The organism is Kitasatospora sp. NPDC058218, assembly GCF_042882445.1.
Classification (GTDB): Bacteria; Actinomycetota; Actinomycetes; order Streptomycetales; family Streptomycetaceae; genus Kitasatospora.
Map to the genome: position 1 here is coordinate 87375 of NZ_JBHVWC010000036.1, position 12657 is coordinate 100031.

General features: G+C 74.7%; 7 protein-coding genes. 3 read left to right on the top strand and 4 right to left on the bottom strand.

The window, feature by feature from the left end:
* The 3 genes from ACFVYI_RS22920 to ACFVYI_RS22930 form a co-directional block, all read right to left on the bottom strand.
* A complete protein-coding gene (locus ACFVYI_RS22920) occupies positions 1 to 1356 on the bottom strand; it encodes an ABC transporter substrate-binding protein (protein WP_387888517.1) in 1356 nt (451 codons plus the stop codon).
* Between the two features lie 143 nt (positions 1357 to 1499).
* On the bottom strand, positions 1500 to 2681 hold the full coding sequence (locus ACFVYI_RS22925; protein ID WP_387888532.1) for an ROK family protein: 1182 nt from the start codon (positions 2679 to 2681) through the stop codon (positions 1500 to 1502).
* Positions 2682 to 3001: 320 nt separating this feature from the next.
* Positions 3002 to 4222, bottom strand: coding sequence for a mechanosensitive ion channel family protein (locus ACFVYI_RS22930; protein ID WP_387888519.1), 1221 nt, complete (start codon positions 4220 to 4222; stop codon positions 3002 to 3004).
* 524 nt (positions 4223 to 4746) lie between these two features.
* Between ACFVYI_RS22930 and ACFVYI_RS22935 the strand changes: the two genes are divergently transcribed.
* On the top strand, positions 4747 to 5391 hold the full coding sequence (locus ACFVYI_RS22935; protein ID WP_387888521.1) for an HNH endonuclease: 645 nt from the start codon (positions 4747 to 4749) through the stop codon (positions 5389 to 5391).
* 452 nt (positions 5392 to 5843) lie between these two features.
* On the opposite strand, the gene ACFVYI_RS22940 is transcribed toward ACFVYI_RS22935, so the two are convergent.
* Complete coding sequence (locus tag ACFVYI_RS22940; RefSeq protein ID WP_387888524.1) at positions 5844 to 9788, bottom strand: beta-N-acetylglucosaminidase domain-containing protein; 3945 nt, start codon at positions 9786 to 9788, stop codon at positions 5844 to 5846.
* 401 nt (positions 9789 to 10189) lie between these two features.
* On the opposite strand from ACFVYI_RS22940, the gene malQ reads away from it, so the two are divergent.
* Complete coding sequence (malQ, locus tag ACFVYI_RS22945; protein ID WP_387888535.1) at positions 10190 to 12289, top strand: 4-alpha-glucanotransferase; 2100 nt, start codon at positions 10190 to 10192, stop codon at positions 12287 to 12289.
* Positions 12290 to 12299: 10 nt separating this feature from the next.
* Entirely contained in the window at positions 12300 to 12530 is a 231-nt protein-coding gene (locus ACFVYI_RS22950) for a hypothetical protein (RefSeq protein ID WP_387888527.1), read from the top strand.
* The last annotated feature ends 127 nt before the right edge of the window (positions 12531 to 12657 follow it).

The window sequence follows — 12657 nt, forward strand, 5'->3', positions numbered from 1 at the left end:
CTACTTGGCCTGGGCGATGGCGGCGTCGATCTCCTTGGCGGTGGCCGTGAGGCCCGCCGCGAGATCCTTCTGCTGGCCGGACTCGTACGCGTAGCCGAGGTTCTGCAGCGAGACGATGTAGGCGCCGCCGTTGACGCTCGGCGGAGTGGTGCCGGAGTACTGGTTCTTGGCGATGTCCAGGAAGGTCTTGAAGTTGTCGTCGCTGATCAGCTTCGGCGAGTTGAGCGCGTCGAAGGTGCTCGGCACGTTGTGGATCGCGTTGGCGAAGCTGACCACCGCGTCGGTGTCCGTGGTCAGGTACTTGACCAGCTCCCAGGCGGCGGCCTGCTTCTTGCTGGTGCTGGCGATGCCGACGATGGTGCCGGTCTGGTAGCCGCGGCCGTAGGTGGCGAGCTGGTCGTCCGGCACCGGGAACGGCGCGCTGGCCCACTCGAAGTCGGGCTTGTTCTCGGCGAGCGAGGCGGTGCGCCACTCACCGTCGATGGCCATCGCGACCTGGCCGGTGTGGAAGGGGTTGTTGGCGCTCATCTCGTCGCCGAAGGTGGCGCGGTACTTGTCCAGCTTGTCGTAGCCGCCGAGGCTGTCGACCAGGCCCTTCTGCCAGTTCAGCATCGCGGCGACCTTGGGGTCGGAGGCGAGGTTCGACTTGCCGGAGCCGTCGAAGTAGCTCGGGCCCCACTGGCCGAGGAAGTGCTCGGTGGTCGACTCGTAGCCGTGGTAGAGCGGCATGAAGCCGAGCTGCTTGAAGCCGTTGCCGTCGGGGACGGTCAGCGCGGTGGCGGCGGCGGCGAACTCGCTGAAGGTCTTCGGCGCGGAGGTGATGCCGGCCTTGGCGAAGGCGGCCTTGTTGTAGTACAGGCCGAAGGCGTCGCCGAGCAGCGGCAGGGAGCACTGGTTGCCCTCGAACTGCGTGTAGTTGAGCATCGCGGCCGGGAAGGTCTTCGCGGCGTCGATGTTGTCCTTCGCCAGGAAGGGCTTGAGGTCGGCGAAGGCCTTGGTCGAACAGAACATGCCGACGTTGTTGGTGGTGAAGGAGGAGACCACGTCCGGTGCGTCGTCGCCGCCGGCCCGCAGCGACTGGTTGACCTTGTCGTCGGCGATGTTGCCGACGGCCTTGACGTGGATGTTCGGGTGGGCCTTCTCGAAGGCGGCGATGTTGGCGTTGATCGCCTTCACCTCGGAGTCCTGGCTCCAACCGTGCCAGAAGGTGATGGTGACGTCCTTGCCGCTGGCCGAGTCGTCGTTGCCGCCGGCGTCGTTGGTGCCGGTGCAGGCGGTGGCGAGCAGGGCCAGCACGGCGCTGCCGGTCACGGCGGCGATCGTCCGGCGGCTTCTGCGGGAGGTGGTGGAGTGCACTTCGAGATCCTCCTGGGGCTGCGCGGGCAGGCGTCATTGCCTCTGGTCCCGCGTGGGGGGTTGGGGGAGAGGTGTGCAGGGGCTTTGGTGCAGGGCTTCGGTGCAGGTGGGAGCGTTTGCGGGGTGGTGCGGCGGGCGGGGCGTCAGTGCGTGGAGAAGACCGCCTCGCGAGCGGCTGCCAGGGCGCGTTGCAGTGCGCCGATCAGGACGGGTGAGCCGGGCAGGGCACTGCTGCGGACCTCCGGCCGGGCGATCGAGATCCGGGCCAGTTCCTCCTCGACGAGTGCGCGCAGCCGTTCGCCGCCCGCGCTCGGCACGCCGCCGGAGACCACCACGAGCTGGGGGTCCACGACGGCGACGATCACGGCCAGTCCGACGGCGAGTCGGCCGGCCAGGGCCGCGAGGAACTCGTCGCCGGCGCCCGGGGTCTCCAGGGCCTTCGCGAGCGACTCCTCCGCGGTGGGCGCGCCGAGCCCGTACTCCCGGGCCAGGGCCCGGACGGCGGGGGCGCCGGCCAGCTCCTGGAACCCGCCGGAGTTGCGGCGGCGCACGTCCCGCACGACCGGCGAGCCGGGGACGGGCATGTAGCCGACCTCCCCGGCGCCCCCGGTGAAGCCGCGGTGCAGCCGGCCGGCGATCACGATCGCGGCACCGATGCCCTCGCCGGCCCAGAGCAGGACGAAGTCCTCGAACCCGAGCGCCGCGCCGGAGGCCTGCTCGGCGACGGCGGCGAGGTTCACGTCGTTCTCGATCGACACCGGTGCGCCGATCGCTTCGGAGAGCTCCTGCACCAGCCGCGGCGAGTGCCAGCCCGGCAGGTGGGAGGCGTAGCGGAGCTTGCCGGTGACGGGGTCGGGCGCGCCGCCGACGCCGATCGCCACCGTGCGCAGGCCGCCCTCGGGGAGCCCGGCGGCCCGGACGGTCTCGGCGACGGCCGCGGCGACCCGGGTGACGGTCTCGGCGGCGGGCCAGCCCTTGGTCGGCACCACGTGCTCGGCCAGCGTGGCGCCGGTGATGTCGGCGACCGCGATCCGGGCGTGGCTGTTGGTGACGTCCAGGCCGGCGACGTAGCCGGCGGCCGGATTCACCTGGTACAGCTGCGCGTTGGGGCCCGGCCCGCCGGCGGTGGTGCCGACCGGCAGGACGAGCCCGGCCGCCTCCAGCCGGGCCAGCAGCTGGGAGGCGGTGGGCTTGGAGAGACCGGTCAGGGTGCCGATCTGGGTACGGGAGAGCGGGCCGTTCTCCAGCAGCAGTTCGAGGGCCGCGCGGTCGTTGATGGCGCGCAGCAGGCTCGGGGTGCCGGCGAGGGGGGCTTTGGCGGGCATTCTGGTCACGGCTCGGATCCTCCTCTTCCTGGCACGTCCTGGCACTCACCGGGTGGGCCCGGGGCGAACTGTTAGGAAACTTTCCAGTCGCTTGAGACAGGACCGTACGGTCCTCGTCAGGAGGGTGTCAATGGCCCTTCCGGCGGTGGATGCCGAAGCGTTACCGGGCAGTGCTAAGCCCCGCCCCCCGATGTCCGGGAGGCGGGGCTTTCGTCCGGTTCGCGCCGAGCGGCCGGGCCCGTCAGGGCCGGGCGGTCGGGCCGTCGGTGACGTGCGGTCGGTGCCGGGCGGTCGGCCGTCGACGGCCTGCGGTCGGGCCGTCAGGGAGCCTTGGAGATGTCGTCAACCGGCTTGACCGGAGCCGGTATCGGCGCCGTCGCGAGGTAGCGCGGCGAGGTCGGGTCGGCCAGCGCGGACGGCGGGGCCGGGTCGGTGGGCGTCGTCGCCGGGGCGGTCGTCAGCACCACCCCGGTCGTCGCCGCCCCGACGGCCGCACCGACACCGGCGGCGAGCGGGGCCTCCTCCTTGACCTTGATCCCGGCCTGGTCGAAGGCGGTCTTCAGCCGGTGCCGCAGCGCCCGGGCGACCGACAGCGCCTTGCCCGGGGCGGTGCGGGCCTCGACCCGCAGCACCACCGAGTCCACCGCGACCGACTCCACGCCCAGGATCGAGACCGGAGCCCAGACCAGCTCGTCGAACGGTGCCTCCTTGGCCAGCGCCTCGGCCGTCTCCTGGATCAGCGCCTCGACCCGGGCCAGGTCCTCCTTGTAACCGACCTGGACGTCCACCGAGGCGGTCGACCAGCCCTGGCTCATGTTGGCGATCCGCTTCACCTCGCCGTTGCGGATGTACCAGATCTCGCCGCCGGCGCCGCGCAGCTTGGTCACCCGCAGGCCGACCTCCAGCACCGTGCCGGTGGCCACCCCGGTGTCGATCTCGTCGCCGACGCCGTACTGGTCCTCCATGATCATGAAGACCCCGGAGAGGAAGTCCGTGACCAGGTTGCGGGCGCCGAAACCGATCGCCACACCGGCCACACCGGCGCTCGCCAGCAGCGGTGCCAGGTTCACCCCGAGCGCCGAGAGGACCATCAGCGCGGCCGTCCCGAGGATGCTGAACGACGCGACGCTGCGCAGCACCGAGCCGATCGCCTCGGAGCGCTGCTGGCGCCGCTCGGGGTTGACCACCCCGGTGTTGGCCAGCAGCCCGCCGAGCCGGCCCGGCTCGTCGTCGGTCTCGTTCGGCTTGATCATCCGCGCTATCAGCTGGGTGATCAGCTTGCGCACCACGGCCCGCAGCACCAGTGCCAGCACGATGATGAAGACGATCCGCACCCCGCCGGCCAGCCAGTCCTGCCAGTGCGAGTCGAACCAGCCGGCCGCCTGCCGGGTGGTGTCGCTGACCTCCTGCGCGCTGGTCGGGATTCTGAGGTCGAACTGCGGCAGCGGCGGGGCCGTGGGGCTCGGGGACGGGCTCGGCGGCGTGGACGTGAGCGTCGTGGACGCGTCGGCGAGGAGGCCGGCGGCACCGGACCTGAACACGTGCGGGGACCTTCCTGCAGGGGGCTTGGCACAGCCCGCCGACGCGGAAGCACACCCGTGGCCTGCGGACCGTCCGCCTTAGCCTATCCGCCGCCGGACCGCGCCCCGGACACTCCGAGCGGGCGCCGGGCGGCCCCGGAGGAGCCGCTCCGGGGCGCGCGGCGAACGCCCGGACGCCCCGTCAACGCCCCGGCACGCCCCCGATCGGCCTGCGGACCGGCCCCCGAACGGCCTCTGATCGGGCCTCCGGCGGCCGGGGCACCGCCCGGACGGTGCCCGCCGCCGCACTGCTCCGACCGGGTGAGCGGTCCCCCGGGAGGGCACCCGGGTGCAACCCGTCCTTCGCCCGGGCATATCGGGTATGACAGAACCCACACCCGGAGTTCACATCAGCTCCGTTACACAGGAGTGGTGGCGCCGTACAAAGGCGTAAGGCGACACTGGGGGAGATCACGCACCCGTTGCGTGGTCGAACCGCTCGTCCCGGCGCGAGCCACGCGCCGCAGGCGTCCAAGGAGGCATCCGTGCCGCATGTCCTGGTCCTCAACGCGTCCTACGAGCCACTCGGCGTCGTATCGATGCGCCGCGCACTCATCCTGGTCCTCAACCACAAGGCGGTCAGCCTGGAGGACTCGGGAGTCACTCTGCACAGCGCCACCAGCGCCCTTCCGGCGCCGTCCGTCGTCCGTCTGACCCGCTTCGTCCGGGTCCCGTTCTGCGGGCCCGTCCCGCTCACCCGCCGGGCGCTGTTCGCCCGCGACCACGGCCGCTGCGTCTACTGCGGGGCCGCCGCCACCAGCGTCGACCACGTCATCCCGCGCAGCCGGGGCGGCCAGCACCGGTGGGACAACGTGGTGGCAGCCTGCCGCCGCTGCAACCACACCAAGGCCGACCGCCACCTCACCGAACTCGGCTGGCGGATGAAGCGGCCACCCGCCCCGCCCAGCGGCCTGGCCTGGCGCATCATCGGCACCGGGATCAAGGACCCGCGCTGGCGGCCCTACCTGGAGCCCTACGGCGGCGGCGACCAGCTGCACGCCCCGCAGTGGGCCGAGTACGAACACCACGACCATACCGAGGCCGCGCACCCGCTGCCGCTCGGCCGGGCGCACTCCGGCCACTCCGCCCCCGCCCGCCGTGGTGAGCAGCCCGAACCGCTCTCCGCCTGACCCCGCTCCACAAGGGCTTGCCCTCATATCTTCGGTACGCCTCATGGGCCGCCGCGCACCCCGTATCGGGGAGCACGGCGGCCCGCCGTATTGTCGCCCGCTCGCCTCCGGGCCGCTTTGATCCGGTGCCGACGGTCGGCGCTCCGTCGCTCTCCCCCAGCCTCCGGCCGGGGGTGCCCCCACCGTCGCTCCCGCGCTTCTCCCTTTCGGCACCGGCGCGGCCCTTCGGCTCGGGGCGGGTTCGGCGCGGGGCGGGGCTCAAGGCGGGTGGGGCGTCCGCTCGGGGCGGGTTCGGCGCGGGGCGGGGCTCAAGGCGGGTGGGGCGTCCGCTCGGGGCGGGTTTGGTGCGGGGCGGGGGTCAATACGGTGGTCGCCCTCTGGCCCCCGGTGCTCGCGTACCCTCCGTGCCCTCCTGGCCGCCAGTGGGCAGGAGGGCCTTGCGCCTCGGGCCGCTACGGCTTCTGCGGCGGGGTGCCCGACGGTGCCCCCGACGGGGCGGTGGCGGGTTGGGTGGCCGGTGCCGTGGGTGTGGCCGGGGTCGTCGTCGGGGTGCCCGGGGTCGGGGCCGGCTGCCCGGTCACCGGGGCGGCCGGGTCGGTGACGGCGTACAGCTCGACGCCCCAGAGCGAGTAGCCGTACTTGGTGGCCCGGGCGACGCCCTGGACCCGCAGGAACTTCGCGTCCGGTGCGTCGAACCGCACCGTCTCGTTGCCGCCCTTGCCGTCGTCCACGGTGGCCACCGTCGTCCAGGAGACGCCGTCCGCCGAGGTCTGGATCTTGTACGAGGAGGCGTACGCGGCCTGCCAGTGGAGCACCGCCGAGCCCAGGTGGGCGGCCTTCGGCAGCTCCAGCTGCACCCAGGCGTCGTCCTTGGCGGGGGATGACCAGCGGCTCTTCGGGTCGCCGTCGGCCACCGCCGAGGCGGGGAAGGACGGCGTCTCGTCGGCCGAGGAGGCGGCCTTCGCGGTGCCGGCGAGGTCCGGCCCGCCGGTCGGCGGCACCACGTGCACCTGGAGCACCTGCCGCACGGTGGTCGTGCCGGTCACGAACAGCACCGGCACCTGGTAGGTGCCGGAGGGCGTCCCCGGTGCGGCGCTGACCAGCAGTGGTACGCCCACCCGGCCGCCGCGGGGCACGCTCACCCCGGAGGCCGGTGCCACGGTCAGGCCCTTGGCCACCGCCGGCACCTCGGTGCGCAGCTCGCCGACCGTGCCCTCGGGCCGGCCGGCCTCGATCATGGCGCGGGCCTGCACCGGCGCGGCCGCGCCGGTCACCACGTCCAGCGCGGCGTCGGCCAGGCTCAGCCGGGCGGCCGGGGCGTCCGCGTACCAGGGGATCACCTGGTTGACGACCGGCGGTTCCCCGCCGGGCTTCCAGGCCAGTCGGAAGGCGTCCGCGCTCTGACCGCCGGCCGGCAGCTCGTTGTAGCCGGGCTGGACGGTGCCGATCTCCGCCCAGGTGCCGTCCGCGTGTCGCACCGAGACGGTGGCGGAGGCCCGGACGGTCGGGTCGGTGAGGACGGTCAGCCGGTCGAGCGGCCGGGCCGTGCCCAGTTCGACGGTGAGCGGCTCGTCCGCGGCGGTCGGCGCGGTGGCCGCCCGGTAGGCGGTGTCCGGGTTGCCGTCCAGCACGCTGCCCGCCGAGGCGCCGGGCAGTGCGGCCGGGCCGCCGGAGACGCTGGCCGGGGCCTCGTCCGGTGCGGTCACGGTGAACTCGCGGACCGCCACGGCGGTCTTCTGGGCGGCGGTGGCACGCAGCCGCACCGCCCGGACGACCGTCCCGGCGGGCAGCTGGGCGGTGACGCTCTTCTGGTTCTTCACCTGGGCGAGCTGCTTCCAGCCGCCCTCGCCGGTGGAGTACTCCAGGACGCCGTCGCGGATGTAGTCGTCCAGCGCGCTCGGGCCGTCCGGGCCGTTGCCCCAGGAGCCCATCAGGACGGTGACGCTGCCGACCGGGCGGCCGCCGCCGAGGTCCAGACCGACCGAGTCACCGGGCTGCGGGGGCGCCGAGCTCCAGTAGAAGGTGTCGGCCACGCCGTCGGTCATCAGCGCCGGCAGGTGGTCGTGCGCGGTGCCCAGGGTGGTGGTCGGGGCGGCCCCGCCGCCGACCACGCCGGCCCAGTTGTCGGCGGCCCGTACGGCGCGCTCCAGGAACGGGCCGAGCACGCCCGTGCCGACCGTGGCCGGGCTCTGGCCGAGTTGTTCGCGCAGCTTGTTGAGCTCGACCCGGGCCCGCCAGGCCGCCGCGCCGTCGCCGCCGCGCTGGGCCAGCAGCATGTCCAGCGCGGCCTGGCCGGCGAGGCCGTAGTCGCGCAGCGGGGCCAGCCAGGGGCCGGCCTCGGCGGCCAGCGACGCGGTGGCCGGGGTGGCGGTCAGGGTCTGCTGGGCCCCCGCCATCGCGGCGAAGGACTCCCGCAGCGGGGCGGCCGCCTCTATCAGCCGGGCGAGGTCGGGCGCCGCCCCGGCGTTCGGTTCGGCGGTCGCCCAGAACCGCTCCAGCAGCGGGGCGAGGTAGCCGGACTCCTGCGCGGACAGCGGCGAGGAGGAGCTGTTGCCGGCCAGTGCGGTGACCGACGCCAGGACCGCCCCGGCCGGGGCGGCGGTGGCGCCGGCCGGGCCCGCCAGTGAGCGCAGCGCGGCCTGCCAGGAGTCCTCCGGCTTGTACCCCGCGGGGTTCCAGGCGAAGTCGCCGGCGGTGGCGAGCGCGATCCGCGAGGCCACCGGCTGCCGCATCGCACCGGTGAGCATGACGGCCGACCGGGCGGCGACGTCCGCGTCGCGCCCGGTGTAGGCGCCGAGGAAGAGCCGGTCCGGGTTGGCGTCGTTCACCGGGTAGTTGTCCATGGTGACCAGCGGGTGCCCGTACAGGTCGGCGGTCTCGGCGGCCTGAGCGCCCGTGATCTTCTCCGGGATCACCCCGACCCCGCTCCAGGCCACCTGCACGCCCGCCGGCAGCGCCGCCGCCAGCGCCTTGCGGTAGGGCGTGGAGCCCTGCTGGTGGTACTCGGTCGGCACCACGGAGAGCGGTGCCAGCCCCGGGGTCTTCGCGATCAGCCGGTCCTGCACCTTGGCCACCAGCTCGGCCTGCGCCTTGGCGGCGGCGGCCGGCCCGGTGCCGTACTTGGACCGGTCGTCGCCGCAGTGCCACTCGTCGTAGGAGACGTCCAGGAACTGCAGCTGGAACGCGGTGAAGCCGAGGGCCCGCAGTCCGTCCAGCTTGGCGACCAGCGCGTCCGCGTCCTTGGCGGAGCTGTAGCAGAACGACTGCCCCGGGTCGATCGCGTAGCCCGCCGTCACGTGGTTCGCGCCGGCCCGGGCGGCCAGCGCCTTCAGCTCCACCGCCTTGGCGGCCGGGTAGGCGTCGCGCCAGCGGGAGAGCCGGTACGGGTCGTCGCCCGGGGCGTAGAGGTAGAAGTTCTGCTTGGAACGGCCCAGGAAGTCCAGCTGGTCGAGGCGCTGCTGCTGGCTCCACGGGGTGCCGTAGAACGCCTCCGCGGTGCCGCGCACCGGCGCGCCGGACGGCCAGTCGCGCAGCGTGATCCCCGGCAGTCCGAGGCCGGCCGCGCCCGGCGCCTGTCCCTGCCCGGCGGGTACGACCGCCAGCAGCTGGCGCATGCTCTGGGCCGCGTAGAAGGTACCGGCCTGGTCGGCGCCGGCCAGCACGACCACGCCGTACGTCCCGCCGGTCGGGGCCGGCAGCTGGCCGGCGGAGAGCACGTACCCGCCGGCGGGCATCCCCGTGGTGGAGGGGGCGGCGCTGTCCTTGCCGCCCGCCGCCACGGTGAGCTCCCGCAGGGCGCGGTCGACGTCGCCGCCCGCGCCCTCGGACGGGCCTCCGATGTACACCACCAGCGATCCGGCGACCGGCGGGCCGGTCTCCGTCTGCGGCGTCACCGTGGTGGCCCCGGCCACGCCCAGCACCTCGCGCACGGTGTCCACGGCGCCGTGGTCCGCCTTGGGCGCGGTCACCAGCGTCACCGCCGCCGGGACCGCGACGGGCCGGCCGGCCACGCTCTGCTCCTGCGGACGCGGGAAGACCTGGGGGTTGCTCATGCTGCCCAGCGGCGTCTGCTCGGCGGTGCTCACCACGTCCGGCCCCGGACTGTAGGCGTACGCGACGGGACCGCTCACCAGCAGCCCGCCGACCACGGCCGCGGCCGACAGCGTCGCCGCCACCTGCAGCGTCCGCCGGCTGGGAGTGGCCCGCCCGACCCCGGCCCGCTCGGCCCGCACCGACGCCAGCAGCGGCTCCGTGCCCTTGAGATCCGCGATCAGCCGGTCCGCCGCCCTGGGCGCCAGCTGACGGCACGTCCGCGCGGTCGCCCGCCGCGCCGCGATCGCCGCCGGATGCTGCAACACGTCCCGCAGCGCCGGACTCTGCTCCAGCTGCTGCCTCAACCGCCGCCCTGCAGCGACGGACACTCGGGCTTGCACAGGAGCCTCCTCGCCAAGCAACGACCACATCGGGCCAAAGCCCACCAGTTGGCCCTGCTGGTGTCAACGCCGCCGACGGGTATGCCAAGTTTGTCCCCTTTGTCGTTTCATCATCCCGCCCCGAACCACCCGGGGCCCGTCCCTCCCGCCCACCGGATCCGGCGCCCTCCGAGGGCCCGGTCCCGCGGCGCGGGCCCCGGTGAGGCGCCGTCGTCGGGGCGGCCTCGCGTCGGCCGTGTGTCGCACCGGGTCACCGGGCCGTCACGCGGGTAGGACTGTGGCTGTCCTGACTGGGCGTTGCCGAGACATCGCAGGAGCCGCGAGTGGCCGCTTATCTCGACCGTGACGGAGCCGACGGCCTGGAGGTGCCCGCGCAGGACGCGCCGCCTCCCCCGGCGGAGCTGGTGGCACTGGCGCAGGCGTACGGGGTGGACCAGGCGTACCACCCGGGCGCGCGGACGCTGGTCGCGGTGCTGGCCGCGCTGGGGGTGGAGGCCGGTACGCCGGAGGCGGTGCGGGAGGCGCTGGAGCGTCACCGCGCCGAGCAGCGGGCGCGGTTGCTGCCGCCCTGCGTGGTGGTGCGGGCCGGGCGGCGCACCGCGCTGGACGTGCCGGCGGACGCGCGCCTCAGCGTCGAGCTGGAGGAGGGCGGGGTCTGGGAGCTGCCGCGCGGGCACTCGCACTGGCTGCCCGCCGACCTGCCGCTGGGGCGGCACCGGCTCAGGGCGCGGACCGACGCCACCGAGCAGTACGCCCATCTGATCGTCGCGCCGGAGCGGCTGCCGCAGCTCCCCGGCCGCAGCTGGGGCTTCCTCGCACAGCTCTACTCCGTCCTGTCCGACCGGTCCTGGGGCATGGGCGACCTCGGCGACCTCGCGGAGCTGACCCAGTGGGCCGGCGGCCTCGGCGCGGGCTTCGTGCAGATCAACCCGCTGCACGCCGCCCTGCCCGCCGTCCCCTCCGACCCGTCCCCCTACCGGCCCTCCTCGCGCCGCTTCGCCGACCCGGTGCACCTGCGCGTCGAGGCGGTCCCCGAGTACGGCTACCTGACGGGCGAGCAGCGCGCCGAGGCCGAGGAGCTGGGGCGCCGCGCCGCCCGGCTGCGCGCCGAGGTGCTGGGCCACGACGGCCTGATCGACCGGGACGCCGTCTGGGCGCTCAAGCGCCGGGCCCTGGAGCTGCTGCACGAGGTGCCGCGCGGGGCGGGCGGTCGGGCCGCGTACGAGGCCTACCGGCGCAGGGAGGGCGAGTGGCTGGAGCGGTACGCGCTCTGGAACGCCCTCGCCGAGGTGCACGGCGCCGACTGGCACGCCTGGCCCAAGGGCCTGCGTCACCCGGGCGGCCCGCACGTCGCGCTCGCCGCGCAGGAGCTGGAGGACCGCGTCGAGTTCCACCGCTGGCTCGCCTGGCAGGTCGACCGGCAGCTCGCCGGCGCCCAGCAGGCCGCACGCACCGCAGGTCTGGCCGTCGGCCTGATCCACGACCTCGCCGTCGGCGTCCACCCGGACGGCGCCGACGCCTGGGCGCTCCAGGACGCGCTGGGCGGCGGCATCTCGGTCGGCGCCCCACCGGACGCCTTCAACGCCCACGGCCAGGACTGGGGCCTGCCGCCCTGGCGTCCGGACGCGCTGGCCGCCTCCGGCTACGCCCCGTACGCGGAGCTGCTGCGCTCGGCGGCCCGGCACGCGGGCGCGATCCGGATCGACCACGTGATGGGCCTGTTCCGGCTCTGGTGGGTGCCGGCCGGCCACCCGCCGACCGAGGGCGCCTACGTCCGCTACGACGCCGAGGCGATGCTGGGCGTCCTGGCGCTGGAGGCGCACCGGGCCGGCACGGCGGTGATCGGCGAGGACCTGGGAACGGTGGAGCCGGGGGTCCGCGAGGAGCTGGCGGCGCGCGGTGTCCTGGGCACCTCGGTGCTCTGGTTCGAGCGGGACTGGCAGGCCGAGGGCGAGATCCTGGCCCCGGAGCGCTGGCGGTCCGGCAGCCTGGCCACCCTGACCACCCACGACCTGCCGAGCACCGCCGCCCGGCTCTCCGGCGAGCACGTCGAGCTGCGCCACCGGCTGGGCCTGCTGGCCCGTTCGCTGGACGAGGAGCAGGCGCAGGCGCGGGGCGAGCTCGCCGACTGGCGGGCCGAGCTGACGCGGCTGGGCCTGCTGGCGGAGGGTGAGCCGCTCTCGGCGCCGGTGCTGTACCGCTTCCTGCTGGCCACTCCGGCCGAGCTGGTCGGCGTCTGGCTGCCCGATCTCGTGGGCGACCCGCGCCCGCAGAACCTGCCCGGCACCTGGGACCAGTACCCCAACTGGCGGCTGCCGGTCGCGGACGGCTCCGGCCGCCCGGTGACGCTGGACGAGCTGGCCGCCACCCCGGCCGGGCAGGGCCTGGCCGACCTCCTGCGGGCCGCCGACCGGCCGGCTCGAAAGGCCGACCCCGCCGAGCGGGGTGAGGTAAGTGGCGGGTAAGTTGAGCAGCGTGGACAAGAGGAACGCTTTGCGAGCCGGCGCGGTCAGCGCAACGGTCACGCTGATGATGCTGCTGTCGTCGCCCGCCATGGCCTACTCCCGGGACGACGGCGACGACCCGGGCAGCGGCCTGACCGTGGCCCAGACCCTCGGCCTGTACGTGGTGATCCCGATCGTGGCCTTCGTGGTCATCGCGGGCCTGGCCGGGCTGCCGTACGGCAGCAAGGACAAGAAGAAGTAACCGAGGGCCTTCCACCCGAGCCCGTACAACGCCTGAGGGGGGGGCCGGCGGTTGTCGGGGCCCCCCCCCGCCGTGCCCGGGGGACGAACCGCGGGGGGCCCCGGGGGGCCCCCCGGGCCCCCCCCCC